Origin of the sequence: Polaromonas sp. CT11-55 (assembly GCF_047303325.1) — a bacterium.
Lineage (GTDB): Bacteria > Pseudomonadota > Gammaproteobacteria > Burkholderiales > Burkholderiaceae_C > Polaromonas.
This window is the reverse complement of the sequence record NZ_JBKBEX010000004.1, coordinates 36,770-62,467: the sequence shown is the minus strand read 5'-3', so window position 1 is coordinate 62,467 and position 25,698 is coordinate 36,770. Positions and strand designations below refer to the sequence as shown.

Below are 25,698 nucleotides of genomic sequence, written 5' to 3'. Positions count from 1 at the left end.
AATTTGCATGCCACTGAAATTCATGAATGAAATCAACGGTCTTCGTTTTTTTGCGGACCACCGCCTGTCGGCGCGGGCCGACAGGCGCCGGCCGGGAATGTAAAAAGTCCAACGGAATCAGCGCTCTGCGCTGTCTGCGGGCGCCGACATTTTTTCCGGGTGGCAGCACTGGCACGGCAAACCGGTTTTCCGATTGACCGATGCCGGGCGCATCGCAGAGAATGCCCCAGGCCCCCTCACCCCAACAGCCCAACAGCCTGCCGCAGTGGCACGCCACACCTGCCACGATTCATGCCCACATCCTTGCGGCACACCGAAGAAACCTCTTGCGCTCCGGCATCGGAGGCGCCCGCCACCGAGGCGCAGCTGCGCGAAACCATACGCGCGCTCGAGGCCCGGCAGCGGCACCTGGTGTCGCTGCTTGGTTCGGCGCGCGACGCCGTACTGGAGATGGATGCGGGCGGCATCATCACGAGCTGGAACGCCAGCGCCGAACACATGCTGGGCTGGCGCGCCGGCGAGGCCGTGGGCCAGCGCATGTGCGAGCTGATCGTGCCGCCCGCGCAGCGCGCCGCGCATGAGGCGGGCCTGGCCGCCTACCTCAAGACAGGCAGGGCCAGGACCATAGAGCGGCTGCTGGAGGTCGAGGCCCTGCACAAAAGCGGCGCCCTGCTTCCCGTCGAGCTGTCCATCTTCACCGTGCCGGCGGACAGCGCGGGCGGCATGCCCGGTTTCGGCGCCTTCATTCGCGACATCTCCAGGCGCCGGGCCGCCGAGCAGGCCGCGCGCCTGTCGCAGGAGCGTTACCGCGCCGTCATCGAGCACGTCAACGACGGCGTGGTGGTGACGCAGCGCGGCAAGGTGGTGTTCGCCAACCAGCGCGCCGCGGCCATCCTCGACATCCCCTATGCCGACATCCTCAAGCAGGGGTTTTTCCACCACCTGCATCCCGACGACCAGCTGGCCGCCGCGCAGCAAGGCGCCGGGCGCATCGACGTGCGGCTGGTGCAGCCCGACAAGGCGCCGCGCTGGCTCTCGATGGGCAGCAGCGTCATTCCCTGGGACGGGGACACGGCCTCGCTGACTTTTTTCTCCGACATCACGCAAAGCCGCGCCCTGGCCGACAGCGTGCGCCGCTCCACCGAACGCTACCGCGCGGTGATCGAGCATGTGGACGAGGGCATGATCGTCGTGAAGGACGAGCGCATCGCCTACGCCAATGAGCGCGCCGCGCAGATCGCCGGCATCGGCCTGGACGAAATGCTGCAGGTCGGCTTTCTGCACCGCATCCACCCCGACGACCACGCTCTGGTGCTGGGCCGCCAGCGCAGGCGGCTGGCCGGCGAGGATGTGCCCAGCCGCTACGAGCTGCGCCTGTTGCTGCCCAGCGGGGAGATCCGCTGGATAGGCATCAGCGTCTCCGTGGTTCCCTGGGACGGCGAACAGGGCATACTGACTTTTTTCTCCGACATCAGCCAGCGCAGAAAGCTCGAAGAGCAACTGCGCGACACGCTGGAAGAGCGCGAGACCATCCTGGAAAACTCCCTGGTCGGCATCGCCTTCCTCACGCACGAGGGCGTGTTCCGCTGGTCCAACCAGGCCATGGCCAGGATGTTCGGCGTCTCGGCCGACACGCCCGCGCCGCGCGACTGGAGCACGCTGTTTTCCTCGCAGCAGGAATACCTGCGCGTGGCCGGGGACATCGCCGCCTGCATGAACGAGGGGCGCGCCTACCAGGGCGACCTGCAGATGCGCCGGCTGGACGGCAGCCTGTTCTGGGTGACGGCCTCGGGCAAGGCCGTGAGCGTGCTCGACAAGACCCAGGGCAGCGTCTGGGCCGTGATGGACATCACGCCGCGCAAGGAACTGGAGGCGGCGCTGGCGCGGGCCTCCTCCGAGCGCGAGGCCATCTTCAACAGCGCGCTGGTCGGCATCAGCTTCAACGTGGAGCGCCGCATCCAGTGGGTCAACGACAAATACCTGGAGATGACGGGTTACTCGCGCGAGGAACTGGTCGGGAAATCATCACGCCTGCTGTACGACGACGACGCGACCTATGAATCCGACGGCAAGGAGACCCGCGCCAAGCTGGTGCGCGACGGCGTCTACGTCGACGAGCGCAAGTTCTGGCGCCGCAACGGCGAGACGCTGTGGGTGCAGCTGGCGGGCCGCTGCGTGAGCGACCGCAATCCCGACGCCGGCGTGATCTGGACGCTTCTGGACATCACCGACCGGCGCAGGGCCGAAGACAATATCCGCGCGGCGCTGGAGCGCGAGAAAGAGCTCAACGACCTGCGCTCGCGCTTCGTCTCCATGACCAGCCACGAGTTCCGCACGCCGCTGGCGGCCATCCTGTCGGCCTCCGAGCTGCTCAGGGACTACAGCGACCGCATGCCGCCGGAAGAAAAAGTGGAAATCTTCGAGAGCATAGGCGCCGGTGTGCAGCGCATGGCGCGCATGCTGGACCGCGTGCTGCTGATAGGCCAGGTGGAAGCGCAGATGCTGGAATTCCGCCCGGGGCCCACCGACCTGCTCGCGCTGTGCCATGCCATCGTCGAGGAAGCCCGGGCGCTGCAGCCCAAGTCGAATTGCAAGGTGTTGACCGATTTTCCGGCCGCGCCGCCGCCCGGCCTCTTCGATGCCAAGCTGCTGCGCCACATCCTGGGCAACCTGCTGTCCAATGCCATCAAGTACTCACCCCAGGGCGGCGAGGTGGCTTTTCGCATCTCCCTGCAGGCGGACTGCACGGTCTTCGAGGTCGAGGACCAGGGTATAGGCATACCGCCCGAGGAAATGCCGCACCTGTTCGAGTCCTTTCACCGCGCCAGCAATGTCGGCGACATTCCCGGCACCGGCCTGGGACTGGCCATCGTGAAGAACTCGGTCGAGCTGCACGGCGGCAAGATCGCCGTGCGCAGCGAGCCAGGACGCAGCACCTGCTTTACCGTGACGCTGTAAGGGGCGCTCAAAAATCCTCACCGTGAAAATCCGCGGATGAATCCATATCCGCAGATTACGCAGATTTACACAGATAAAACCCATCATGATGCAAGGCCGTGCGGGCAGCGCGTGGAGACAGGGATGAGATCCGGAGTACAAATTCCTTCTCTTCAATCTGCGTTCATCTGCGAAATCTGCGGATAGATCTATCTCCCGGATTTCGCGGATTTACGCCGCCATCGCCGCCTCCAGCGCGCGCGACGCGGCGGCGGCCGCGGCCGCCACCAGCGCCGGGCGCGCCTGGCCGCGCTGGGCCGCCTTGTCGCGATTGGCGCGCTGCACCGCCGCCACGTCGATGATGAGCGCGACATTGCCGTCGCCCAGGATGGTCGCGCCCGAAATGCCGGGCACCTTGCGGTAGTTGGTTTCCAGGTTTTTCACCACGACCTGGTGCTGGCCTACCAACTGGTCGACCAGCAGCGCAAAGCGCGTGCCCTCGGCCTGCACGATGACGGCGATGCCCTGGGTGGGCACACGCACCGCGCCGGCCACGTCGAAAAGCTTGTGCAGCTCCAGCAGGGCCAGGTATTCGCCGCGCACATGCATGACGTGCTCGTCGGCGGTGATGGAGTGCACGTCCTTGTCCAGTGGCTGCAGGGATTCGATGACGTAGTTCAGCGGCAGAATGTAGACCTCCTCGCCGACCTTGACCGACATGCCGTTGAGGATGGCCAGCGTCAGCGGCAGCACGATGCGAATCGTCGTGCCCTTGCCCTGCACGGAGGCGATCTCCACATGGCCGCCCATTTCATGGATGTTGCGCTTGACCACGTCCATGCCGACGCCTCGGCCCGACACGTCGGTAATCGCTTCGGCCGTGGAAAAACCCGGCGCGAAGATCAGCTGCCAGACGTCCTCGTCCGGCATGGCTTCGCTCACGGGCATGCCCTGCTGCAGGGCCTTCGCCAGAATCTTTTCGCGCACCAGGCCGCCGCCGTCGTCCTTGACCTCGATCACGATGCTGCCGCCCTGGTGCTGGGCCGACAGCGTGAGCCGGCCCACCGGGTCCTTGCCGGCGTAGGCGCGGCGCTCCGGGCCTTCGATGCCGTGGTCCAGGCTGTTGCGCACCAGGTGGGTGATGGGGTCGATGATGCGCTCGATCAGGCTTTTGTCGAGTTCGGTTTCCTTGCCGACCGTGACCAGCTGCACCTGCTTGCCGAGCTTGGCCGAGAGATCGCGGATCAGGCGCGGGAAGCGGCTGAACACATAGTCCATGGGCATCATGCGTATGGACATGACGGACTCCTGCAGGTCGCGCGCATTGCGCTCCAGGTGGCCCATGCCGCTGAGCAGGCGCTCGTGCACCACCGGGTCCAGCAGGGAGGCGGTCTGCGTCAGCATGGACTGGGTGATCACCAGCTCGCCGACCAGGTTGATGATCTGGTCGACTTTTTCGACGTCCACGCGTATCGAGCTGGACTCCTTGTTCTGCACGGCGGCGGCAGCAGCAGCCACCGCCGGTGCGCTGGCTACGGCGGGCGCGGACTGGCTTGCAGACTGCGGCGCGGCCGCTTCAGCTTGCTGCGCCGTCACCGGCTGGGCTGGCGCGGCGGGCGCACCCTCCTCGCGGATGTCGATCTGCTCGGCCTCGATGATGAAACAGCAGACCGCGATCACGTCGTTGCCGTCGCAACCAGTCTTGAGCCAGATCGTCAGGCTGCCCTCTTCCTGGGTCTGCGCCGTCACCTGGCCCAGGTTGGCCATCTCCTCGCTGAGCAGCTTGCAGTCGTTTTCCGACACCTTGGAAAAACGCACCTTCAGGGTCCGCTCGGCCGCGGGCCCGGCCTCTGCGGTAGGTTCGGCCTGCAGTGCGGCCACGGGCGCCGGTGGCGCGGCAATAACAGGCGGCGCGGGCGGCGTTCCGCCGGCTTCCCGCGCGAGCTGCTGCAGCACCGCGCAGATCTCGGCCACCATGCCGGCTTCGGGCTCGGCGCCGGCCCTGTAGGCGCTCAATTGTTTTTGCAACACGTCCTTGGTCTCCAGAAAAGCATCCATCATCTTGGTATTGAGTTTGAGCTCGCCGTGGCGCGCCCGGTCCAGCAGGTTTTCCAGCAGGTGGGTGGTGTCGGTCAGCGCGACAAAACCGAAGGTGGCCGCGCCGCCCTTGATGGAATGCGCGGCGCGAAACACCGCATTGAGGTGTTCGCCGTCGGGCGCCTCCAGGTCCAGGCCCAGGAACAGCTGTTCCATCTCGGCCAGCAACTCGTCGGCTTCTTCAAAAAATGTCTGGTAGAACTGGGTGATGTCCATAAGGGGAAGGTTTCTCTTGTTGGCTGCCGCGCCGCCTCAGGCCCGCGCCGGGTTCATCAGGCTACCCACCACGGCCAGCAGCGTTTCGGGCTCTATCGGTTTGCACAGCCAGCCGGTGGCGCCGGCCTGCCGCGCGTCGGCCTTGCTGGCCTCGTTGCTCAGGGTGCTGAGCACCAGGATGGGCAGGGCCGCGCAAGCCGGCCGCGCGCGCAGCCGGCGCGTGAGCTCGCAGCCGTCCATGGGGACCATGGTCCAATCGGTCAGCACCAGGTCCACGGGGGTGTCCACCATTTTTTCCAGCGCGGCCTGGCCGTCGCCGGCCAGCAGTACCTGGTAGCCGCCCTCTTCAAGGACGGCGGAATTGAGGTGGCGCATCACGGCCGAGTCGTCGACCACCAGGATGGTTTTTTTGTGCATCAGGTCCGGTTTTCAGGTTTGGTGAGGCTGGGGTTCAACGCCTGCGACGCGCCGGCAGGCTTGATCCCGGGGCCGGCGCTGTTGGCGGCCTTCGCGGCCTTGCCGGTCGCGAGGAAGGGCGCGCTGGCGGTTGCGGCATTGCCGCTTTCGATGTCGGCCTGGGCGCGCTTGTTCAGCACCAGGATGCTGATGCGCCGGTTGACCGCCGCGTAAGGGTCGTCGTTGTTCAGGTGCACGCTGGACGACACGCCCATGACGCGCAGGATCTTGCCGTCCTGCATGCCGCCGGCCACCAGCTCGCGCCGCGAGGCATTGGCCCGGTCGGCCGACAGTTCCCAGTTGCTGTAGGACTTGTCGCCCTGCGAGTACACGGTGGCGTCGGTGTGACCCGAGAGCGTGAGCTTGTTGGGCTGCTCGTTGAGCACCGGGGCGATCTCGCGCAGGATGCTGCGCATGTAGGCCACCACCACGGCGCTGGAGCGGTCGAACATGGGGCGGTTGTTGCTGTCCACGATCTGGATGCGCAGGCCCTCTGGCGTGATGTCGATCAGCAGCTGGGGCCGGAACTGCCTGAGCACCGGGCTGGACTCGATCAGGTTGTCCAGCCGCTCCTTGAGCGCCTCCAGGCGCTGGCCGTCGTCCGGGTCCTTGCCGCTGTCGGCGGCGGCCTGCCGGACTTCCCCGTCCGCATGGCTGGGGTCGGCGCCGCCGCCGGGAATTACGTTGGTGCTGGTGCTGCTTTTTTTGCCGCCGGCAATGGCCACCTTCAGCGGCATCTTGAACTGGTCGGCGATGCCCTCGAGCTGCTTGGGCGAGGAGATGCTCAATATCCACAGCACCAGGAAGAAGGCGAACATGGCCGTCATGAAATCGGCGAACGCGATCTTCCAGGCGCCGCCATGGTGGGCGGCCGCCTTCACGGGACGCCGTATGACGATGATTCTTCGCGCGGTCTCGCTCATGGAATTTCGCCAGCTTCCGTTGACCGGCCGCCTCAGCGCGCCTTGACCTCGCGCACGTGGCCGTCCAGCTCGATGAAGGACGGCCGCTCGGTCGAATACAAAATCTTGCGGCCGAACTCCACCGCCAGTTGCGGTGCGTAGCCGTTGAGGCTTGCCATCAGCGTGACCTTGACGCACTGGTAGGCCTTGAGCGACTCCGCCACCTTGTGCTCTATCAGCGTGGCCAGCGGCGACACAAAGCCGTAGGCCAGCAGGATGCCCAGGAAGGTGCCGACCATGGCGTGCGCGATCAGCTGGCCCATCTCGGCCGGCGGCAGGTCGGCCGAGGCCAGCGCGTGCACCACGCCCAGCACGGCCGCCACGATGCCCAGGGCCGGCAACGCGTCGCCCACGCGCGCCAGGCTGTGGGCCGGCACTTCCGCCTCGTGCTTGTAGGTTTCGAGCTCGTGGTCCATGAGCTGCTCGATCTCGAAGGGGTCGGTGTTGCCGCTCACGATCAGGCGCAGGTAGTCGGTCAGGAACTCCAGCACCCGCGCGTCGCCCAGGATCACCGCGTAGGGCGCGAACAGCGGGCTGTTGTGCGGATCGTCGATCTCGGACTCCAGCGCCATCATGCCGTCCTTGCGGCCCTTGGACAGCAGCACGTAGAGCAGGGCCAGCAGCTCCATGTAGAGCGCCTTGTCGTGCTTTTTAGAGCTGGCCAGCAGCTTGGGCAATTCCTTGAGGGTGGCGCGTATGGTGCGGCCGTCGTTGCCCGCGACGAAGGCGCCCACGGCGGCTCCGCCGATGATGAGCAGCTCCAGCGGCTGGTACAGCACTCCGAAATGCCCGCCCATCATGGCGTAGCCGCCAAAGACGGAGGCGACGACGACGAGGTAGCCGATGATGACAAGCATGGGGTTCTCCTGCTGGACCGGTAAAAAGAAAGCCGCCGCGCCTTCAGGCGGTGCGCGAGCTGTTCATCACATTGGCGAGCCACTGCGACGAGGAGATCGCGGGCGTGCCGCCGGCGGCCGCGGGGCTGCCGCCTTCGGCCTCGTCGCGCCTGGCGCCCGAGGTCCGGGTCTTGCCGGCGCGCGAGGGCGGGCGGCACAGCACGCACACATAGTTGCTCTGCGAGTCATGGGCATGGGCGACAAAGAGGCCCGTGCAGCGCGTGCAGGTGCTCAGCTGCAGCATGTCGCTGTCGAAAAAACGCACCAGCGTCCAGGCCCGCGTGAAGTCCAGCACCGGCTCGCCGCCCTGCTGCTGCACCTGCTCGATGTACAGGCGGTAGCTTTTAATGATGGCGTTGATGCGGGTGCAGCCGCCGTGGACCACCATGAAGCGGTAGATGTTGTAGAACATCGACGAGTGGATGTTGGACAGCCAGGTCATGAACCAGTCCGTGGAAAAGGGCAGCAGGCCCTTGGGCGGGGAGGTCCCCTTGAGCTCCTTGTAGAGCTTGATCAGCCGGTCCCGGCTCAGGCTGGTTTCGGCCTCCAGGAACTGCAGGCGGGCGCCCAGCTTGATCAGGTCCATGGCCAGGTGGATTTCCCTGGCCTCCACGATGACGCTTTTACCGGCCATGGCGGTTTCCAGGCAAAGAGCGGCTCAGGGCCCAAACGCGGGACATCACCGGACCGCCTCAAGCTGCTGACCCGACAGCAGGATCGCGGCATGCGCCTGCTGCAGCGCCGGGTTCTTGCCTTCCAGGGTCAGCGCCGACAGCATCGGATGGTCGTCAAAGCGGAAACGGCACAGCAGCAGGCTGGAGCCCGCCAGTTTCACAATCTGGGAAAGCGACAGGCTGCCCAGCAGGTCAGCCAGCTCCCGGCTCATGCCGAGCCGGTACATCGCCAGCGCAATGTCCTCCGTCACCAGCCGCTTTGCAAGCAGCAGGTAGGCCAAATTCAAATCGCCAATGTCGTTGGCGGTACCAGTGTCAATCACGTTGCGTTCCTGTTCTTTCAAAATTTGCATGTAAAGCGGTGAACGAGTCATCCATCACAGTCAATTTCGTCACCTGTCACAGATTGATTGAGCGGCTTGTCGTACGACTTCCTCTCAATTGCAATTTTTAACACATTAAATTGACAATTACATGAACGAATCAAATTTATCAATTAAGTAACATTTAAGCGCCAAAACAGGAAAATTTAGTAATTAATCGAAGAATTTAATGAAAATACTAGTATTTCAGTGGGATGGAAAATCGATTGACTAATGTTTAAGTACTCGTTTCTTCATTTTCTAATTGATGGACCCATGTGAGCATTTCTGCAACAGCGAGGTACAAATTTGGTGGAATTCGGCTGTCCAGATCTACATGCATTAACAATTTCACCAATTCCAGAGAGGCGTGAACATAGAGTCCGCTGTCTTTTGCGCGCTGGACAATGGCCTCGGCGACCGCCCCATAACCCTTGGCCACCACGGTTGGCGCCTCGCCCGCGGCGCCCAGGGACAGCGCCACGGCTTCGGCGCGGGGGCCTTGCGGGTTGCCGGCCAGACCGGCTTCCCTGTCGTCAGACGACCTGTCAGGCATTGCCATTTCCCCCTGAATCCGCCGAATCTGCGGGATCGTCCATGCCGGCCGCGCCGCCTATGCGCAAATCCGTCAGCGCCAGCCCCACGCTCTGCAGGCGCCGCGACAGCTGGTCTGCGGCCTGCTTGAGTACAGCTGCCGTACCAACCCTCGATGCATCCAGGTGCAGTTGCAGTGCCGCGCCATTGAGCCCCAGGCGCACGTCCACCGTTCCCAGCCGGGGCAGCGTGAGCGTCATGCGGGTGACCCAGGCGGCGGGTGTCGTTTGCGCGCCGCTCTCACCGGCCTGCCGCCCGGGGCCTTCCTCAGGCTCCTGACGGATCTCCCAGTCCATCGGAACACCGGGCCAGCCCTCGCCGCTCCAGCGGAACACCGGCTGCGCCAGCATGTCGAGCTGCTGGCGCACCAGGCCCAGGGCTTCGGGGTGTATCGCCGCCGCGGGATGGCCGGCGCGCGCGCTGTCCACGGAAGCGGCGCTGGAGGCATGCAGGTCGGCATCGGGCAGCGAAAAATCGTGCGGGCTGGGCGGTGCCGGCTCCGGCAAGCCGCTGGGTCCGTAGGTCACGGACTGGCCCGCGGGTTCTGGCTGACCAGTTTTGTTCAGGGGTCCGGGCGACTGCGCTTCGCCGTGGCCGGCGGCAGGCGACGCTGCCGCTTCCGGTATTGCCGGCACCGGCCCGGCATCCGTCGCAGCGGGTGAAGCAGGCGGAACGCGCGGAACAGGTGGCAGCGCCGCCATCCCCTCCAGCAGCAACGCGAGAGAGGCCAGCGTGGAGCCGACGGCAGCAATCGATAAGGGAGCGCTCACGTCCGGCGATTGCGCCTCGGCAACCGGCAAGGCCAGGCCGGCCTGCGGCTCTCGCGCCAGCTGCGCCAGCGTGCGCTGGCCGGCCGTGAATTGCTGCAAATGCGATTCGTAAAAAAGGCCTGATTCGGCCACCGTGCGCGCCAGGGCGGCCGCCAGCACCGGCACCGCGGGCGCGTGCATGTGGGGCTGCAACGGTGCCAGGCCGCGCACGGCGGGCGTGCTGCCCACCGGGAGCTTGAGCAACGCGCTGACCGTGCGCGCGGCGGCGCTCAAGGTGACGGCGCCTTCCACCCCGACAGGGGCCGGGCTTGCCGGGTTGCCGTCACGGCCGAAGAGGCCTAAGAGGCCCACGCCCAGCTCGCGCTGCAATGCCTCGCGCGAAGGCAGGCGGATGTCGTTGTCCACCTTCTGCACATTCGCCACGGCGCCCGGGCCGGCGATTTCAGCCTGCGCCTTCAGCGGTACCAGGTCCACGCGCTGCCCCAGCCGCGTGGCCAGCAAGGTGTCCACCAGAGGCGTCACGCCGCTCATGGCAGGTAGGCGTCGTCCGGCTGGCCGTAGGCCCTGTGCAGGCTGCGCTGCCGGTCCAGGCTTTTCATGACGCCGACCAGCTTGGAAAGCTGGGGCATGATCATGCCGACGATTTCAGTCGAGTTGGCGCTGATGCGGCCCAGCAGCACATACTTGCGCGCCGACTGCGCCTCGTCCAGCGTGCTCAGCGGCTCTATGTCCTTCAGGCGCTCCACCATGCTGCTGCACTGCCCTTCAAGCCGGGGCAGCTCGCCCCACTGCTTGGCGCGCGCCAGCACCAGCATGCGCTCGGTCAGCGGGGCGATCTGCTCGTAGCAGTGCATCACTTCACTTTGTGATCCCATGCTCAGGCTCCCGTGGAAAACCGCGACGCCGCGGGCGCGGCCGGCACCTGCGGCGGCCGCGGCCGCTGCGGATCGATCTCGCGCCAGGCCGAGCTCACGCTGTCCAGCAGCCGGTCGGCCTCGTCCAGCAGCGCCGGGTCGTTGCGCAGGTTGGCGTACAGCAGGCGCTGCGTGACATAGGCGTAAAACGCCGACAGGTCCGCCACCAGCTGGGCGCCGGCCGCGCCCGCGGCCTCCGCGTCCAGGCTGGCCTTCAGCCCGTTGTCGACGATGTTGATGGCCTTGGAGATGGCCTGGCCCTTGGCGCTGATGTCCTTGTTCGCCATGTGGTGGCGCGCCATCGCGATGGCCGTCTTGGCGCCGTCGAACAGCATGGTGATCAGCTGGTGCGGCGAGGCGCTCATGGCCGCGCTTTCGGTACCGACCTTGGCATAGGCATTGGCGCCCGGGTGATAGGTGTAGGGTTGGGTGTGGGGTTGTGTGTGCATCGAAACGGCGGCAGGCTTATTTGCTCGAATTGCTCGAACTCATGTTGGCGAATTGCTGGGTCAGGTAACTGGCGGTGGAGTTCATGCGCGAGACCAGCAGGTCCAGCTGGGTGAACTGCGCCTTGTAGCGCGCGATCGTCGCGTCCACCCGGCTCTGGGTCGCCGTGTACTGGCTGTCCAGCGACTTCAGCGTGGTCTCCACGCCCGTGGTGGCCGCGCTGATCATGCCGGTGCTGCTGGTAAAGCCGTCCAGCAGCGAGGAGACCTGCTTGCCGATGCCGCCGGTCGTTCCGTTGCCGGCGAACAGCTCGGCTACCGCGCCCTGTTTGTCCGCGAACGCGGCCTTGAGCTTGGACGCGTCGAAGGCCAGAGTGCCGTCCTTCTGGAAGCTCACGCCGACCTTGGACAGCACTTTGAGCTCGCCGGCCTGCGGCGTGTTGAGCGCCGCGCGTATGCGCGTCTGTATGGTGCGCAGCGTCGAATCGCCGACCAGGGCCGCGCCGGTCTGCTTTTCGGTGTCGTATTTGGTCAGCTGCGCCGCCGTGGTCTGCAGGCTGTTGTAGGCCGTGACGAAGCCGTTGATGGCCGCCTCCACCGCCGAGGTGTCGCGGCTCACCGTCAGCGTGCTGGTGCCGGTTTTCGCCAGCGTCATGGTCACGCCGGGCGCGGCGTCGACCACCGTGTTGGTTTTGGAGGTCACCGGGATGCCGTTGACCTTCAGCGCCGCATTGCCGGCCGCGGCCGTCTGCCGCAGGGCCTGCGCGCCCGACGCGTCGTGGTTGAGCAGGCCCTGCAGGCTGGCGTCGCCCGCGACGGAAATGCGCATGCTCGAAGCCTCGCCGGTTTCCTTGGAGGTCAGTACCAGGCGGTAGGGCGACGCGCCGCCGTCATTGACGATGCTGGCCGTCACGCCGATGTCCGTGCTCTTGTTGATCGCGTCGCGCAAGCCCTCCAGCGAATTGTTGCTGTCATCGATCACGATGGACTTCGCGGCGCGCGCGGCGTCCGGCGTGAAGCTGGCGCCGCTGTAGGTGCCGCTGGCGTCGTTGAATGTTCCGCCCGAGATGGTGCCGAAATCAATGGTGACGGTGCCCTTGCCCACCGCGGCCTTGGTGCTGGAGACGCCCGCCGCGGCCAGCGACTGCGTGCTGGCCAGCCGGCTCACGTCCACCGTGTAAATGCCTGCGGTGGCCGTTGCCTGGCCCGTGGCCGAAAGCACGTCGCTTGCGCTCGAAGTGGCCTTGATGCCTTGGAACAGGTTGGCGTCGGACAGCTTGGCCGCCGCCGTCTGCAGGGTGCTAAGCGCGTTTTTCAGCGTGCCGTAGGCCGACAGCTTCGCGGTGTAGCTGATCTGCTGCTTTTGCAGCAGCACCAGCGGCTGGCTCTCCGCCTTGGTGAGGTCGGTGAGCAGGTCGTTCAGGTTCAGGTTGGACCCGACGCCCAGGCTTGAAATCGATGCCATGAAATATCCCTCAATCTTCTTTAATGAAAGTGCTGCTCACAAAACCCAGCGAAGCGGTCCTGGCTAGACGCGTCGCCGCAGACAGTGCACCAGCACGGCAAGGCGACGCAACAACGCCAGGAGGGTTTTTGAGCGGCACTAAACGGCCTGGTGGACCAGCAGGCCCTGTAGCTTGCCGAGTGCGCGCGAAATCCGCACCACCTCTTCCGAAGGCATCTGCCGGATCAGCTCGCCGCTTTCCACGTCAACCACCTTGACGACCATGGTGTCGGCCTCCTTGTCGAACTCGAACTGCACGCCGATGGAAGACATGCGCAAGGACTCGTTGATCTCGGCCAGCGCGCTGCGTTCGCGTTCACGTTCGGGTTCGGCCCTGGGCCCGGTTTCGGCCGGAACATCGCGGCTCGCGCCGGCGCGGGCCGAAGGGACGGGCGGCGGCGGCGCGGCATCGCGCCACGCAGCGGCCGTCGCGCCCGTCGCGGTCATGGCGGCATTTGCGGAAATCGTCATGCGGGGCTCTCCTCGAATAATCGCTAGGCACTCCCGCCTGGGCACCCAGGCGGGAGTGCGTAGCGCAGGCGGACACAGCCGCCTGGCTCGCACAAAACAGGCACGCCTCCCGGAGGAAGCGCGCCTTGCGCGATTAACGCAGCAGCGACAGAACGCCCTGGGTCGTCTGGTTGGCCTGGGCCAGCACGGAGGTACCGGCCTGTTGCAGGATGTTGGCGCGCGTCATGTTGGACACTTCGGTCGCGTAGTCCGCGTCTTCGATGCGCGAGCGCGAGGAAGACAGGTTGGTCACCGTGGTGCCCAGGTTGGAGATCACCGAGTCAAAACGGTTTTGCACCGCGCCCAGCGAACCGCGCAGGTCGTCCACCACTTTCAGGGCGGCGTCGATCTTCTTGAGCGCGTTGCCGGTGGCGGCGCCGGCGAATTCGGCCGTGGGCGTTGCGCCGCTCAGGACGATGTCGGTGCCGTCAACCGTGTTGCTGCCGGCTGCGCCGGTGTCGGTCAGCGCGGCCTGGATGCCGGCCAGGCCGTAGTTCTTGCCCTGGATGGAGACGAAAGCGGTCACGGTGCCGGCGGCATCGGTGCCGACCTTGACGGGCTGGGTCGTCAGGGTCACGGCGGCCGCGACGCCGTTGGCGGGGTCGGTGAAATCGACCGTGGCCGTGTTCAGCGTCACGGCACCGGTGGCGGGAGCCACGGAAGCCGCGTAGAAGTCGTCACCGCTCTTGACCACCCAGTTCGCCGTGGGGGCGCCGGCGGCGGTCAGCACATTGTGCAGGGACAGGTCGGAAGCGTTCACCGTGGCGCCGGTGGCCGCGGTCAGGGCCGTGGCGACGGCGCTCAGGTCGGTCGCAACGGGTGCGCCGGCGCCTGGATCGACCGTGAGGGCTGCCGCGCTGACGTTCAGCGCGTTGCTGGCGACCGAGAAGCCGGTCATCTTGAGGCTGGCGGAGTCGATCTGCTTGAGGTTGATGTCGATGGTTTCGCCGTCGTTCGCGCCGACCTGGATGCTCAGCTTGTTGTTGGCGGCCAGCACTTTCACGCCGTTGAAGTCGGTCTGTGCCGAGGTGCGGTCGATTTCTTCCAGGCGCTGGGTGATTTCAGCCTGGATCGAGGCCTTGTCGGCCACCGAGTTGGAACCGTTGGCCGACTGCACGGCCAGTTCGCGGATGCGCTGCAGGTTGCTGTTGATTTCGGTCAACGCGCCTTCAGTGGTCTGCGCCAGCGAGATGCCGTCGTTGGCATTGCGCTGTGCGACAGCCAGGCCCTTGATGTTGGCCGTGAAGCGGTTGGCGATAGCCTGGCCGGCCGCGTCGTCCTTGGCGCTGTTGATGCGCAGGCCCGAGGACAGGCGCTGGATGGCCGTGTTCAGCGAGGACTGCGACTTGTTGAGGTTGTTCTGCGTGAGCAGGGAAAGCGAGTTGGTATTGATGACTTGGGCCATGAGGGACTCCTGATTACATAGGTTGTGGACTCCGGCTAACTTGCCGTCACGCTGGCCTTGCCTGCCATGACAGTCTGCAAGCCACCGTTGTCCAGCTTATCGGCCGGGCTCCGGAAAATCTTTAACCCGCGGCGCAAAATAATTCGCGCCCCTCCCTCATCACGCCGGCATGTTCATGATTTCCTGGTAGGCCGCGACCACGCGGTTGCGCACCTGCAGGCCCATCTGGAAACCGATGTTGGCCTTTTGCATGTCGACCATCACGTCGTTGAGCGCCACGCCGGGCTTGCCCAGCTCGAAGGCCTCGGCCTGGCTGTAGGCGTTCTGCTGGGTTTCGCTGATGCGGTCCAGCGATTTTTTGAGCTCGCCCGCGAAACCGCCGGCGGCCGCCTCGCCGCCTTGCGCCGCTGAAGGGGCCGAAGCCTGGGCCAGCGCGCGCATTTGCTGCAGCACGGACTCGATCGAAGAAATAGCCATGGTGTTTCTTTCAGGCGCGTGCGCGCCCCTTGTTGGATGACGGCATGAAGCGTAGCGGCCGGGCCGGCGCGCGCATCAGGCCAAAAGACGGCAAAAGCCCCGGCTATTCGGCGGATCGGGAAGCCGGGCCGGCTCTGACAATTCTTCACAAGGACCCGCCCCGTGCCCCTCCCGTGCGCGGATGCCGGTCGCCATTTTTGCCTTTGTGCCCTTGTGCCTTTGAATAAGACCTGTTGTATGCCAACTGTTGTTTCGGCCGCCCGGCCACCACGCAGCCTCCGCTTCATCGCCGCGCATTCCCGCGGCGCGGTGACGGCGGCCGGGTGAGCGCGTGAACTCCGCCGCACTGGGCGCCGACACGGCCCTGCCCAAAGCGCCGCCATGGCTTGCGCAGCTGCGCGCCAACCCGCGCCTGCCGCTGATGGTGGGTGCGTCCGCCGCGGTGGCCGCCATCGCGGCGCTGTGGCTGTGGAGCCGCGCGCCCGACTACGGCGTGCTCTACAGCAACCTGTCCGACCGCGACGGCGGCGCCATCATCGCGTCGCTGCAGCAGATGAACATCCCCTACAAGTTCACCGAGGGCGGCGGCGCGCTGCTGGTGGCGGCCAACAAGGTGCCCGAGGCGCGCCTGCGCCTGGCCGCCCAGGGCCTGCCCAAAGGCGGCACCGTCGGCTTTGAGCTGATGGACGCGCAGAAATTCGGCACCAGCCAGTTCGCCGAGCAGGTCAACTACCAGCGCGCCCTGGAAGGCGAGCTCGCGCGCTCCATCAACTCCATTTCCGCCGTCGAGTCGGCGCGCGTGCACCTGGCGCTGCCCAAGCCATCGCTGTTCGTGCGCGACCAGAAAAAACCCAGCGCCTCCGTGGTGCTGAGCCTGCACCATGGCCGCAGCATCGACGAGGGCCAGGTCAGCGCCATCGTGCACCTGATCTCCAGCAGCGTGCCCGAGCTCTCGGCCAAAAGCATCACCGTCGTCGACCAGGCCGGCAACCTGCTCTCGGCGGCCAACGCCGGCACGCGCGGCCTGGACGTGAGCCAGCTCAAGTACACCCAGGAAATCGAGCAGGGCTACATACGCCGCATCGAAGCCATCCTGCAGCCCATCCTGGGCGCGGGCAATGTGCATGCACAGGTGGCCGCCGACATCGACTTTTCAGTCGTCGAGAACACCGACGAAAAATTCCGCCCCAACCAGGAGCCCGGCAGCGCGGCCATACGCAGCCAGCAGTCCAGCGAGTCCGGCCAGCTGGGCAGCGGCCCGGCCACGGGCGTGCCCGGCGCATTGACCAACCAGCCGCCGCCGGACCCGGTCGCGCCCATCACCGCGCCCTCGCAGATCAAGCCGGGCACGCCGCCGGGTACACCACCCGGTACGGCGCCCGGGGCCCAGCTCAAGATGAGCGCCGAACTCGGCTCGGCCGGCGCGGCCCCGCGCGCCGCAGGCACGGGCGTCAACTCGCGCAGGGACGTCACCACCAACTACGAAGTAGACCGCTCCATACGCCACACACAACAGGGCGCGGGCGGCATCAAACGCCTGTCGGTCGCGGTGGTGGTCAATGACCGCCGAAGCACGGGCGCCGGCAAACGCGCGGCGCTGACGGCGGCCGAACTCGAGCAGATCCGCAACCTGGCGCGCCAGGCCATGGGCTTCAGCGCCGAGCGCGGGGACTCGCTCAACGTGGTCAACAGCCCCTTCGCCGCCGACACCGAAACCCCCGAGTTGCCGCTGTGGCGCCAGCCCGAGAACATCGAGATCGCCAAGTCCTCGGGCAAATACCTGCTGCTGGGCCTGCTGGCTCTCTATATGTGGCTGACCGTGCTGCGGCCGCTGCTGCGCAAACACCTGCAGCCCGCGCCGGCGGCGGGGTTCACGGAGGACGCTGACGTGGCACCCAACCTTGGCGAAGCCGCCAGCGCGCAGGCGCAGGCCCTGGAGAAGGAACAGCGCGAACGCCGCGAGCAGCGGCACCAGGCCAACCTCCAGTATGCGCAGGACATGGCGGCCAAGGAGCCGGCCATGGTGGCCATGCTGATCAAACACTGGACCGAAAAAAATGGCGGATGAAGGCATGCGCAAAAGCGCCATCCTGTTGATGTCGCTGGGCGAGGCCGGCGCCGGCAGCGTGCTGCAGCACCTGCCCCAGCATGTGGTGCAGACCCTGGGCAAGGCCATGGCGGGCCTGGCGCAGGTCAGGCGCGACGAGGTCAGCGAGGTGCTGCGCGAGTTCCGCGAGGAGACCGAGCAGTACTCGGCCACGCACGTGGATGCCGGAAGCTACCTGCGTGCCGTGCTCAACAAGGCCCTGGGCAACACCCGCGCGGCCGACCTGCTGGAAAGCATTTCCCAGCCCGACAGCTCGACCAGCGGCATAGACCGCCTGAACCAGCTGGAGGCGACCGAAGTCGTCGAGCTGATACGCGACGAGCACCCGCAGATCATCGCCACCTTGCTGGTGCACCTGGACCGCGACAAGGCCGCCGACGTGCTGGAACAGCTGCCCGAGCGCGTGCGCCACGACGCGGTGCTGCGCGTGGCCACCTTCGGCGGCGTGCAGCCGGCGGCCCTCAAGGAGCTGACCGACGTGCTCACCGACATGCTGTCCGGCGAAGGCGTCAAGCGCAGCCGCCTGGGCGGCATACGCGCGGCCGCCGAGATCGTCAACATGATGAGCAGCGCGCAGGAGGAAAGCGTGATCAAGCATGTGCGCGAGCACGACGAGGCGCTGGCGCAGAAGATGATCGACGAGATGTTCCTGTTCGAGAACCTGCTCGAGCTCGAGGACCGCAGCGTGCAGTTGCTGCTCAAGGAAGTCGAGTCGGAGTCGCTGATCATCGCGCTCAAGGGCGCGCCGCTGGAGCTGCGCGACAAATTCCTCAAGAACATGTCGCAGCGCGCCGCCGAGATGCTGCGCGAGGACATCGAGATGCGCGGCCCGGTGCGCGTCTCGCAGGTCGAGGTCGAACAAAAGGGCATCCTGCAGATCGTGCGCCGCCTGGCCGATGCGGGCGAGATCGTGCTGGGCGGCCAGGGCAACGACTCCTATGTATAACAAGCCCGCCAACACAGCGCGCACAGGGCCGCCCTTCGCGCGCCGCGCCAACGGCGCCAAGGAAGCGCTCACCGCCTGGGAGCGCTGGGAAATGACGGCCATCGCGCAGGACCCCGCGCCCGAGCTTGCGCCCGAACCCAAACCCGCACCCGTGGTCGCGCCGCTCAAGCCCGAGGTGCTGATCAACGACGTCGAGCTGGCCCAGTTGCGCCTGCAGGCCCTGCGCAGCGGCGAGGCCGAAGGCTTTCGCCAGGGTTTCGCCCAGGGCCAGGCGCAGGGCCGCGCGCAAGCCATCGCCGAAGTCCAGGCCGAGGCGCGGCAGCTGCGCGCGCTGGCGCAAACATTACCCGACGCGCTGCGCGGCGCCCAGGCCGAGATCGCCGACAACCTGCTGGCCCTGGCGCTGGACATCGCACGCCAGGTGCTGGGCCAGGCCCTGGCACTCGACAGCGGCGCCATCCTGCCGGTGGTGCGCGAGCTGCTGCAGGCCGAACCGGCGCTCAGCGGCTCACCGCAGCTGGTGCTGCACCCCGACGACGCGGCCCTGGTGCAGCAACACCTGGCCGAAGATTTACAGGCCGCCGGCTGGCGCATACGCAGCGACGCGAACTGCCAGCGCGGCGGCTGCCGCGTGCTGGCGGCCAGCGGCGAGCAGGACGCCAGCCTGCCGGGCCGCTGGGAGCGCGTCACCGCGGCCCTGGTCAAAACCGCCATGCACACCCCGGTTGTGGTCGATGCCTGAACACGCCGCTCCTGCCGACATTCCCGTCGACATCCCCGCCGCCGGCCCGCTGCGCGCCTGGCACGGCGCGCTGGACGAGGCGCGCAACGCGGTCGCGCAAAGCGTGCCGGTGCGCAGCTACGGCCGGCTCACACGCGCCGTTGGGCTGGTGCTCGAAGCCGTCGGCCTGCGCCTGCCGGTCGGCAGCGACTGCCTGATCGAGCTGCCGCCCGGTTACCCGCAAAAAACCGCCGAGGCCGAGGTGGTCGGTTTTGCCGGCGACCGGATTTTTTTGATGCCGCAAAGCGAGGTCGACGGCCTGCTGCCCGGCGCGCGCGTCTACGCGCTGGAGTCGCCCATGGGCCACGCCGGCGGACTGGGCCCGCGCACCAAACGGCTGCCGGTGGGCGTCGGCATGCTGGGCCGTGTGGTCGACGCCGCCGGCCGGCCGCTGGACGGGCGCGGCCCGCTGGATTTTTCGCGCGAGGTGCCGCTGGCCGCCAAGCCCATCAACCCGCTGACTCGCGCGCCGATTGACAGCGTGCTCGACGTCGGCGTGCGCGCCATCAATGCGCTGCTGACCGTGGGCCGCGGCCAGCGCATGGGCCTGTTCGCCGGCTCCGGCGTCGGCAAAAGCGTGCTGCTGGGCATGATGGCGCGCTACACGAGTGCCGACGTCATCGTCGTCGGACTGATCGGCGAACGCGGCCGCGAGGTCAAGGACTTCATCGAAAACACCCTGGGTGAGGAAGGCATGGCGCGCGCCGTGCTGGTCGCGGCGCCGGCCGATACCTCGCCGCTGCTGCGCCTGCAGGGCGCGGCCTACGCCACCTGCCTGGCCGAGTATTTCCGCGACGAAGGCAAGAACGTGCTGCTGATCATGGACTCGCTCACGCGCTACGCGATGGCGCAGCGCGAGATCGCGCTGGCCGTGGGCGAGCCGCCTGCCACCAAGGGCTACCCGCCATCGGTCTTCGCCAAGCTGCCCGCGCTGGTGGAGCGCGCCGGCAACGGCGCGCGCGACGCCGAGGGCCGCGGCGGGTCGATCACCGCCTTCTACACCGTGCTGGCCGAGGGCGACGACCAGCAGGACCCGATTGCCGATTCGGCGCGCGCCATCCTCGACGGCCATGTGGTCCTCTCGCGCAGCCTGGCCGAATCGGGCCACTACCCGGCCATAGACATCGAGGCCTCCATCAGCCGCGCCATGACGGCGCTGATCACGCCCACGCAGTTCCAGGCCGTGCGCAGTTTCAAGCAGGCCCTGTCGCGCTACCAGCGCAACCGCGACCTGATCAGCGTGGGCGCTTACGCCCCCGGCCACGACGCGCAGCTGGACCAGGCCATCGCCCTCTACCCGCGCATGGAAGCGTTTTTGCAGCAGACCATGGAAGAGCGCGTGGGCCACGGCGACGCCACCGACCAGCTCAACGCCATCTTCCAGGCTTGATCCTCATCCCACCGTCTTTGTCCAAGACCCCAACCCCAGGAATCTCCTCATGGCCACCAAACTTCCGCTCGCCACGCTGATTGAACTGGCGCAGAACAAAACCGACGAGGCCACGCGCCGCCTCGGCCAGTTGCAGGCCGCGTGCACCAGCGCCGCCGAAAAACTCGAGATGCTGCAGCGCTACCGGCAGGAATACCTGGACCAGCTGCAAATGCGCATGGTCGTGGGCGTGTCGGCGGCGCAAATGCGCAATTTCAACCACTTCATCAGCACGCTGGACAGCGCCATCGAGCAGCAGCGCGCCATCACCGCGCAGGCCGACACCCGGCTCGCAACCGGTCGCGGCGACTGGCAAAGCAGCCAGCGCCGCCTCAACTCCTTCGACACCCTGGCCGGCCGCGTGCGCCTGCAGGAATTGGCCGTGCAGCACAAACGCGAACAGCGCGACAGCGACGAACGCAGCGCGCGCCAGTTTTTCCACCTGCGCGCCGGCCTGCAGGGCCACTAGATTCAAGACTGGAAACCGCCATGTCCCTGCTAGCTCCTTCCCTCTCCTCTCCGGCTTCGGCTCCCAACAGCACCGTTTCTTCCACGGCCTCCGCGCGCGTCGATGAAAACAGCCCGAGCGACAGCGAAAGTTTCGGCGAGGTGCTGTCGCGCTCGCTCGCGGCCTCGGGCGAGGCGCCCGCCAAACCCGGCGGCAAACTGGCAACGGCTATTCCTGCCAAACGCCTCGCCGAAGAAAAAACCGAACCGACCGACATCGCCAACACCGCAGCACTGCTTTTTGTGCCGCTGGAAACGCGCATCGCCAAAGCGCCAGGTGCCGACAGCGCCTCGACCGCCGCGGCAGGCGGCGTCACGGCTTCAGCCATCGCAGCCGTGCCTTCGGCGGAACTGCCGGCGGAGCCCGCCGCATCCACCGCGGCCGCCAGCGATGCGGCCCCTGCCGGCGACGGCCCAACGCAAATGCCGCAAGCCCTGCTCGCATCCGGCTTGCCCGCCACGCCTGGCAAAAGCCGGGAAGCCTCCGGACCCGCTGCACCCGCCGCGCTCGCCGCCGAAAGCGACAAAACAGCCGTCGCCTTGCCTGCCGGGGCAATGAGCATCCCGGCCGGCGCGGCCCAGGAGAATGCGTCTCAAGCCTCTTCAGGACACGGGCAGCGGCCCGGCGATGAGGCGCACGAAGTCCTGGGCTCGGACACAGGCGCGCAACAAAAACCCGCCTCGGCCAAAGCGCCCGCCGCCACGGCAGCCAAGGACACAGCCGCTGAAACCGCCGGCAGCGCGACCCAGGCTTTGGCCACCAGCACAAGCCAGCCCGAAACCGCAGCGCCGGCCGCAAGCCCTGGCATCAGCCTCAGCGCCACAGCCCCCACGGTTCACACCCAGGCCGCGCCCGCCAACCCGGCCGCGCCTGCCGCCCCAAGCCAGGCGGCGCTCACACCCGAAGTCGGCAGCGGCGAATGGGGCCAAGCCCTGGGCCGGCAGATGCTGCACATGGGCAAGACTGGCGAGCAGGTGGCCGAGCTGCAGCTCAACCCGCCCGGCCTGGGCCCGCTCAAGGTCACGCTGAGCATGAACGACAACCACGTCCAGGCCTTGTTTGTGTCGGCGCACTCCTCGGTGCGCGCCGCCATCGAAGCGGCCCTGCCGCAGCTGCGCAGCACGCTGGCCGACAGCGGCATCAGCCTGGGCAACACCTCGGTCGATTCCGGCGGCCAGCAGCAGGCGGCCTTTGCGCAAGGCCACCAGACCCCCCAGGGCCACCAAAGCCAGAACGGCCGGCCCGGAGCACCGGGCCAGCCAGGCTACCTGCCGGCCGATGCGCAAGCCCAGTCCCCCGCAGCCTCGCCACCCATGCCCCGCCGCGGCAAGGTGGACACCTACGCCTGAGCGCACAAGCAGGGCGGGTGCCTCCGGCAAATGCCGAAGTTGAAGCGTTTTCCCCCTGCTGCTCCAGCGATGCACCAGGGGCCTTTTCCCCAACAATCCATTGACCAACCCACTCCCACACAGCCATGGCTACCAGCACACTTCCCGCGAAGCCCTTGAGCGCGCGCCAGCCTTCGCCCCGGCTTATCGCCCTGTTGATTGCCCTGTCGGTCGTGGCCGCCGCCGCGGCCGCGGGCGCCACGTATTACCTGAGCAGCCGCCGCAGCGCTGAAGCAGCGCCCGCCGCCGCCCCTTTGCCGGCCGCCCCGCTGTTTGTGGCGCTCGAGCCCATGACCGTCAACCTGCAGCCCGGCGGCCGCAACCGCTTTTTGCACGCCGCCGTCACGCTCAAGGTGCCTGACGCCAAATCCCAGGCGCTGGTGACCCAGTACCTGCCCGAAGTGCGCAGCCGGCTGCTCACGGTGCTGTCCAACCGCGCCTCCGACGCGCTGATCACGCCCGAGGAAAAAGCCAAACTCGCCGCCGAGATCATGGTGGCGCTGAACCAGCCCCTGGTGGCCAACCTGCCCTCGCTGAAGATCTCCAGCGTGATGTTCACCACCTTCATGCTGCAGTAAAGCAGCCGATGAAATCCGAATCCGCCCATGGCCTATGAAGCACAGCTCTCGCAGGACGAGGTAGATGCGCTGCTGCAGGGCGTCACCGGCGACGCCGGCGCGGCGGCCCCGCGGCCGGCCGCGCCCACGGGCCCGCCGACCTACAAGCTCGGCACGGACGAGCGCATCGTGCGCGGCCGCATGCACACGCTGGAGGTCATCAATGAGCGTTTCGCGCGCCACCTGCGCGGCGCGCTGCTGACCTTCATGCGGCGCAGTGCCGACATCTCGGTCGGTTCGGTGCAGATCCAGAAATACGGCGACTTCATACGCCACCTGCCGGTGCCGGCCAACATCAACCTGATGCACATGAAGCCGTTGCGCGGCACGGCCCTGTTCGTGTTCGACCCCAAGCTGGTCTTCCTGGTCGTCGACAACCTGTTCGGCAGCGACGGCCGCTACCACGTGCGCATCGAGGGGCGCGACTTCACGCAGACCGAGCAGCGCATCATCAAGCGCCTGCTCAACCTCACGCTCGAAAGCTACGGCAGCGCCTGGCAGCCGGTCTATCCGCTCGAATTTGAATACGTGCGCGCCGAGATGCACGCCAAGCTGGCCAACATCGTCGCGCCCAACGAAGTGGTGGTCAACACCACCTTCCAGATCGAGTTCGGCCCCCTGGGCGGGGCGCTCAACGTCTGCATCCCCTATTCCATGATCGAGCCGATACGCGACCTGCTGGCCAACCCGCTGCAGGACGCGATCGAGGTCGACAAGCGCTGGGTCAAGCAGCTCTCGCAGCAGGTGCAAAGCGCCGAGGTCGAGCTGCGCGCCCACTTCCTGACCCTGCAGTCCAGCATAGGCCAGCTGCTCAAGCTGCAGGCCGGCGACGTGCTGCCCATCGAGATCCCGGACACCATCATCGGCAAGGTCAACGGCGTGCCCGTCATGGAATGCGGCTACGGCACCTCCAACAACCACTATGCCCTGCGCGTGGAAAAAATGATCCACCACCAGGACAGCGACTCCAGCAAGGGAAAAGACCATGAGTGAAGACAGCAAAGCGCAGCCCGCGGCCGAGCTCGACGACTGGGGCAGCGCGCTCGCCGAGCAGGCACAGTCCAGCGCGCCGGCCGCAGCGCCCGCCCCGGCTCCCGCTGCGCCCGCAGCCCCCTCCACCGCGGCAGGCGACCGCGTGTTCCAGCCGCTGCAGGGCAATGCCGCCTTCGAGATCGCGCGCGGCGACATAGACCGCGTGCTCGACGTGCCGGTGCAGCTGACCACCGAGCTGGGCCGCACCCGCATCACCATCAAAAGCCTGCTGCAGCTGTCCCAGGGTTCAGTCGTCGAGCTCGACGGCCTGGCCGGCCAGCCCATGGACGTGTTCATCAACGGCTATTTGATCGCCCAGGGCGAAGTGGTGGTCGTCAACGACAAGTTCGGCATACGCCTGACCGACATCATCACGCCGTCCGAACGCATGCAGAAGCTGAACCGATGAAAGTTTTTCTTGTGCGCGGGCTGTCGGGCGTGGTGCTGGCCGGCAGCTGCCTGTCCGCCGCCGCCACGCTGCCCACCGTTCCCACGGCCGCCGCCGAACCGGTGCGCGCCTTCGGTGCCGCGGGCCTGTTGCAGGCCGGCCTGGGCCTGGCCCTGGTGCTGGCCATGATTTTTGGCTGCGCCTGGCTGGCGCGGCGCTTCGGCCTGCAGGCCGGCGGCAGCGGCCGGCTGCTGAAAGTCGTCTCCAGCGCCATGGTCGGCCAGCGCGAACGCGTGGTCGTCGTCGAGGTCGGCGGCCAGTGGCTGGTGCTAGGCGTGGCGGCAGGCCAGGTCAACGCCCTGCACAGCATGCCCGCGCAAAAAATTCCCGAGGCCGACGCGGCGCCTGCCCTGCCAGGCTTTGCCGGCACCGGTGCGTTTTCCAGCAAGCTGCTCGAATCCCTGAACAAGCTCAAGAAGCGCGACTGATGGACAAGCATTTTTCCGGCCTGCGCCGCCGCGCCGGCCCGCTGCTGCCGGCCCTGCTTTTGCTGGCCTTCATGCTGCTGCCCGCGCTGGCCTCGGCCCAGGGCCTGCCCGGCATCACCAGCACCAAGGGCCCGGGCAGCAGCCAGACATGGTCGCTCAGCGTGCAAACCCTGGTGCTGCTGACCTCGCTGTCGTTTTTGCCGGCGCTGCTGCTGTCCATGACCAGCTTCACCCGCATCCTCATCGTGCTGGGCCTGCTGCGCACCGCCATAGGCACACAGTCTTCGCCGCCCAACCAGGTGCTGGTCGGCCTTTCGCTGTTTCTGACGTTTTTTGTCATGTCGCCGGTGTTCGACAAGGTGCACGCCACTGCCTACAAACCTTTTTCAGAGAACAAGATCAGCGCCGAGCAGGCCCTGGAGCGCGGCGTCGAGCCCTTCAAGCAGTTCATGCTCAAGCAGACCCGCGAAGCCGACCTGGCCCTGTTCGCCAGGCTTGCCAATATCGAGAAACTCGAAGGCCCCGAACAGGTGACGCTGCGCATCCTGCTGCCGGCTTTTGTGATCAGCGAACTCAAGACCGCCTTCCAGATCGGCTTCACCATCTTCATCCCCTTTCTCATCGTCGACCTGGTCGTCGCCAGCGTGCTGATGTCCATGGGCATGATGATGGTGCCGCCCGCCACCATCTCGCTGCCCTTCAAGCTCATGCTGTTTGTGCTGGTCGACGGCTGGCAGCTGCTGATAGGCGCGCTGGCGCAAAGCTTTTATCTTTAGCGAGCGCAAAGAAAACAC

General features: G+C 66.7%; 26 protein-coding genes. 12 read left to right on the top strand and 14 right to left on the bottom strand.

Annotation, left to right across the window (positions count from 1 at the left end; translation table 11 throughout):
- Positions 1 to 291 precede the first annotated feature (291 nt).
- The gene (locus ACEN8I_RS05635) at positions 292 to 2,958 is read left to right on the top strand and encodes a PAS domain S-box protein (RefSeq protein WP_413327210.1); all 2,667 of its coding nucleotides are present in this window, start codon (positions 292 to 294) and stop codon (positions 2,956 to 2,958) included.
- 210 nt (positions 2,959 to 3,168) lie between these two features.
- Here the strand turns inward: ACEN8I_RS05635 and cheA are convergent, their stop codons facing one another.
- The 14 genes from cheA to fliE all read right to left on the bottom strand — a co-directional run bounded on the left by cheA (position 3,169) and on the right by fliE (position 15,220).
- Positions 3,169 to 5,250, bottom strand: coding sequence for a chemotaxis protein CheA (gene cheA / locus ACEN8I_RS05630; RefSeq protein ID WP_413327208.1), 2,082 nt, complete (start codon positions 5,248 to 5,250; stop codon positions 3,169 to 3,171).
- Positions 5,251 to 5,286: 36 nt separating this feature from the next.
- On the bottom strand, positions 5,287 to 5,667 hold the full coding sequence (locus ACEN8I_RS05625) for a response regulator (RefSeq protein WP_413327206.1): 381 nt from the start codon (positions 5,665 to 5,667) through the stop codon (positions 5,287 to 5,289).
- Positions 5,667 to 6,629 (bottom strand): flagellar motor protein MotB, encoded by a 963-nt coding sequence (motB, locus tag ACEN8I_RS05620; protein ID WP_413327204.1) that lies wholly within the window; start codon positions 6,627 to 6,629, stop codon positions 5,667 to 5,669. The genes ACEN8I_RS05625 and motB overlap by 1 nt, the downstream gene beginning before the upstream one ends.
- A 32-nt stretch (positions 6,630 to 6,661) precedes the next feature.
- Positions 6,662 to 7,525, bottom strand: coding sequence for a flagellar motor stator protein MotA (gene motA, locus ACEN8I_RS05615; RefSeq protein WP_413327202.1), 864 nt, complete (start codon positions 7,523 to 7,525; stop codon positions 6,662 to 6,664).
- Positions 7,526 to 7,568: 43 nt separating this feature from the next.
- A complete protein-coding gene (gene flhC / locus ACEN8I_RS05610) occupies positions 7,569 to 8,198 on the bottom strand; it encodes a flagellar transcriptional regulator FlhC (RefSeq protein ID WP_413327200.1) in 630 nt (209 codons plus the stop codon).
- 45 nt (positions 8,199 to 8,243) lie between these two features.
- Positions 8,244 to 8,561 carry a flagellar transcriptional regulator FlhD gene (gene flhD / locus ACEN8I_RS05605; RefSeq protein WP_036836995.1) on the bottom strand — a complete coding sequence of 106 codons (318 nt, stop codon included), beginning with the start codon at positions 8,559 to 8,561 and terminating at the stop codon, positions 8,244 to 8,246.
- Between the two features lie 277 nt (positions 8,562 to 8,838).
- Complete coding sequence (locus ACEN8I_RS05600) at positions 8,839 to 9,156, bottom strand: EscU/YscU/HrcU family type III secretion system export apparatus switch protein (RefSeq protein WP_413327585.1); 318 nt, start codon at positions 9,154 to 9,156, stop codon at positions 8,839 to 8,841.
- Positions 9,149 to 10,495 carry a flagellar hook-length control protein FliK gene (locus ACEN8I_RS05595; protein ID WP_413327198.1) on the bottom strand — a complete coding sequence of 449 codons (1,347 nt, stop codon included), beginning with the start codon at positions 10,493 to 10,495 and terminating at the stop codon, positions 9,149 to 9,151. Before ACEN8I_RS05595 ends, ACEN8I_RS05600 begins: the two co-directional genes overlap by 8 nt.
- Complete coding sequence (locus ACEN8I_RS05590; RefSeq protein ID WP_413327196.1) at positions 10,492 to 10,839, bottom strand: flagellar protein FliT; 348 nt, start codon at positions 10,837 to 10,839, stop codon at positions 10,492 to 10,494. Before ACEN8I_RS05590 ends, ACEN8I_RS05595 begins: the two co-directional genes overlap by 4 nt.
- Before the next feature lie 2 nt (positions 10,840 to 10,841).
- Positions 10,842 to 11,327, bottom strand: a complete 486-nt coding sequence (gene fliS, locus ACEN8I_RS05585) for a flagellar export chaperone FliS (protein WP_413327194.1) — start codon at positions 11,325 to 11,327, stop codon at positions 10,842 to 10,844.
- Between the two features lie 16 nt (positions 11,328 to 11,343).
- Complete coding sequence (fliD, locus tag ACEN8I_RS05580) at positions 11,344 to 12,789, bottom strand: flagellar filament capping protein FliD (RefSeq protein WP_413327192.1); 1,446 nt, start codon at positions 12,787 to 12,789, stop codon at positions 11,344 to 11,346.
- Between the two features lie 138 nt (positions 12,790 to 12,927).
- Positions 12,928 to 13,299 carry a flagellar protein FlaG gene (locus ACEN8I_RS05575; RefSeq protein WP_413327190.1) on the bottom strand — a complete coding sequence of 124 codons (372 nt, stop codon included), beginning with the start codon at positions 13,297 to 13,299 and terminating at the stop codon, positions 12,928 to 12,930.
- A gap of 133 nt (positions 13,300 to 13,432) precedes the next feature.
- A complete protein-coding gene (locus ACEN8I_RS05570; RefSeq protein ID WP_413327188.1) occupies positions 13,433 to 14,743 on the bottom strand; it encodes a FliC/FljB family flagellin in 1,311 nt (436 codons plus the stop codon).
- A 159-nt stretch (positions 14,744 to 14,902) separates the two neighbouring features.
- Positions 14,903 to 15,220, bottom strand: coding sequence for a flagellar hook-basal body complex protein FliE (fliE, locus tag ACEN8I_RS05565; protein WP_413327186.1), 318 nt, complete (start codon positions 15,218 to 15,220; stop codon positions 14,903 to 14,905).
- A gap of 331 nt (positions 15,221 to 15,551) precedes the next feature.
- Here fliE and fliF point away from each other — a divergent pair, with 331 nt between their 5' ends.
- From fliF to fliP, 11 genes are all read left to right on the top strand, one after another.
- Positions 15,552 to 17,288, top strand: coding sequence for a flagellar basal-body MS-ring/collar protein FliF (fliF, locus tag ACEN8I_RS05560; RefSeq protein WP_413327184.1), 1,737 nt, complete (start codon positions 15,552 to 15,554; stop codon positions 17,286 to 17,288).
- Between the two features lie 4 nt (positions 17,289 to 17,292).
- The gene (gene fliG / locus ACEN8I_RS05555) at positions 17,293 to 18,273 is read left to right on the top strand and encodes a flagellar motor switch protein FliG (RefSeq protein WP_413327182.1); all 981 of its coding nucleotides are present in this window, start codon (positions 17,293 to 17,295) and stop codon (positions 18,271 to 18,273) included.
- Positions 18,266 to 19,015, top strand: coding sequence for a flagellar assembly protein FliH (locus ACEN8I_RS05550; protein WP_413327180.1), 750 nt, complete (start codon positions 18,266 to 18,268; stop codon positions 19,013 to 19,015). Before fliG ends, ACEN8I_RS05550 begins: the two co-directional genes overlap by 8 nt.
- A complete protein-coding gene (gene fliI / locus ACEN8I_RS05545) occupies positions 19,008 to 20,444 on the top strand; it encodes a flagellar protein export ATPase FliI (protein WP_413327178.1) in 1,437 nt (478 codons plus the stop codon). Before ACEN8I_RS05550 ends, fliI begins: the two co-directional genes overlap by 8 nt.
- A 49-nt stretch (positions 20,445 to 20,493) precedes the next feature.
- The gene (fliJ, locus tag ACEN8I_RS05540; RefSeq protein ID WP_413327176.1) at positions 20,494 to 20,952 is read left to right on the top strand and encodes a flagellar export protein FliJ; all 459 of its coding nucleotides are present in this window, start codon (positions 20,494 to 20,496) and stop codon (positions 20,950 to 20,952) included.
- A gap of 20 nt (positions 20,953 to 20,972) precedes the next feature.
- Positions 20,973 to 22,340 (top strand): flagellar hook-length control protein FliK, encoded by a 1,368-nt coding sequence (locus ACEN8I_RS05535; protein WP_413327174.1) that lies wholly within the window; start codon positions 20,973 to 20,975, stop codon positions 22,338 to 22,340.
- Between the two features lie 125 nt (positions 22,341 to 22,465).
- Complete coding sequence (fliL, locus tag ACEN8I_RS05530; RefSeq protein ID WP_413327172.1) at positions 22,466 to 22,957, top strand: flagellar basal body-associated protein FliL; 492 nt, start codon at positions 22,466 to 22,468, stop codon at positions 22,955 to 22,957.
- Positions 22,958 to 22,984: 27 nt separating this feature from the next.
- Positions 22,985 to 23,989, top strand: a complete 1,005-nt coding sequence (fliM, locus tag ACEN8I_RS05525; protein WP_413327170.1) for a flagellar motor switch protein FliM — start codon at positions 22,985 to 22,987, stop codon at positions 23,987 to 23,989.
- The gene (gene fliN, locus ACEN8I_RS05520) at positions 23,982 to 24,437 is read left to right on the top strand and encodes a flagellar motor switch protein FliN (RefSeq protein ID WP_413327167.1); all 456 of its coding nucleotides are present in this window, start codon (positions 23,982 to 23,984) and stop codon (positions 24,435 to 24,437) included. The genes fliM and fliN overlap by 8 nt, the downstream gene beginning before the upstream one ends.
- The gene (gene fliO, locus ACEN8I_RS05515) at positions 24,434 to 24,904 is read left to right on the top strand and encodes a flagellar biosynthetic protein FliO (protein ID WP_413327165.1); all 471 of its coding nucleotides are present in this window, start codon (positions 24,434 to 24,436) and stop codon (positions 24,902 to 24,904) included. The genes fliN and fliO overlap by 4 nt, the downstream gene beginning before the upstream one ends.
- Positions 24,904 to 25,680, top strand: coding sequence for a flagellar type III secretion system pore protein FliP (gene fliP, locus ACEN8I_RS05510; protein WP_413327162.1), 777 nt, complete (start codon positions 24,904 to 24,906; stop codon positions 25,678 to 25,680). Before fliO ends, fliP begins: the two co-directional genes overlap by 1 nt.
- Positions 25,681 to 25,698 lie beyond the last annotated feature (18 nt).

Coding starts and splice junctions, on each gene's coding strand:
- fliJ (WP_413327176.1), top strand. CDS start 20,494: ATGGCCACCAAACTTCCGCTCGCCACGCTGATTGAACTGGCGCAGAAC.
- ACEN8I_RS05625 (WP_413327206.1), bottom strand. CDS start 5,667: ATGCACAAAAAAACCATCCTGGTGGTCGACGACTCGGCCGTGATGCGC.
- flhC (WP_413327200.1), bottom strand. CDS start 8,198: ATGGCCGGTAAAAGCGTCATCGTGGAGGCCAGGGAAATCCACCTGGCC.
- fliN (WP_413327167.1), top strand. CDS start 23,982: ATGAGTGAAGACAGCAAAGCGCAGCCCGCGGCCGAGCTCGACGACTGG.
- ACEN8I_RS05635 (WP_413327210.1), top strand. CDS start 292: ATGCCCACATCCTTGCGGCACACCGAAGAAACCTCTTGCGCTCCGGCA.
- fliM (WP_413327170.1), top strand. CDS start 22,985: ATGGCCTATGAAGCACAGCTCTCGCAGGACGAGGTAGATGCGCTGCTG.
- fliP (WP_413327162.1), top strand. CDS start 24,904: ATGGACAAGCATTTTTCCGGCCTGCGCCGCCGCGCCGGCCCGCTGCTG.
- ACEN8I_RS05550 (WP_413327180.1), top strand. CDS start 18,266: ATGTATAACAAGCCCGCCAACACAGCGCGCACAGGGCCGCCCTTCGCG.
- fliG (WP_413327182.1), top strand. CDS start 17,293: ATGCGCAAAAGCGCCATCCTGTTGATGTCGCTGGGCGAGGCCGGCGCC.
- ACEN8I_RS05575 (WP_413327190.1), bottom strand. CDS start 13,299: ATGACGATTTCCGCAAATGCCGCCATGACCGCGACGGGCGCGACGGCC.
- cheA (WP_413327208.1), bottom strand. CDS start 5,250: ATGGACATCACCCAGTTCTACCAGACATTTTTTGAAGAAGCCGACGAG.
- ACEN8I_RS05590 (WP_413327196.1), bottom strand. CDS start 10,839: ATGGGATCACAAAGTGAAGTGATGCACTGCTACGAGCAGATCGCCCCG.
- ACEN8I_RS05570 (WP_413327188.1), bottom strand. CDS start 14,743: ATGGCCCAAGTCATCAATACCAACTCGCTTTCCCTGCTCACGCAGAAC.
- fliD (WP_413327192.1), bottom strand. CDS start 12,789: ATGGCATCGATTTCAAGCCTGGGCGTCGGGTCCAACCTGAACCTGAAC.
- fliO (WP_413327165.1), top strand. CDS start 24,434: ATGAAAGTTTTTCTTGTGCGCGGGCTGTCGGGCGTGGTGCTGGCCGGC.
- motA (WP_413327202.1), bottom strand. CDS start 7,525: ATGCTTGTCATCATCGGCTACCTCGTCGTCGTCGCCTCCGTCTTTGGC.
- ACEN8I_RS05535 (WP_413327174.1), top strand. CDS start 20,973: ATGTCCCTGCTAGCTCCTTCCCTCTCCTCTCCGGCTTCGGCTCCCAAC.
- ACEN8I_RS05600 (WP_413327585.1), bottom strand. CDS start 9,156: ATGCCTGACAGGTCGTCTGACGACAGGGAAGCCGGTCTGGCCGGCAAC.
- ACEN8I_RS05595 (WP_413327198.1), bottom strand. CDS start 10,495: ATGAGCGGCGTGACGCCTCTGGTGGACACCTTGCTGGCCACGCGGCTG.
- fliE (WP_413327186.1), bottom strand. CDS start 15,220: ATGGCTATTTCTTCGATCGAGTCCGTGCTGCAGCAAATGCGCGCGCTG.
- motB (WP_413327204.1), bottom strand. CDS start 6,629: ATGAGCGAGACCGCGCGAAGAATCATCGTCATACGGCGTCCCGTGAAG.
- fliI (WP_413327178.1), top strand. CDS start 19,008: ATGCCTGAACACGCCGCTCCTGCCGACATTCCCGTCGACATCCCCGCC.
- fliS (WP_413327194.1), bottom strand. CDS start 11,327: ATGCACACACAACCCCACACCCAACCCTACACCTATCACCCGGGCGCC.
- fliL (WP_413327172.1), top strand. CDS start 22,466: ATGGCTACCAGCACACTTCCCGCGAAGCCCTTGAGCGCGCGCCAGCCT.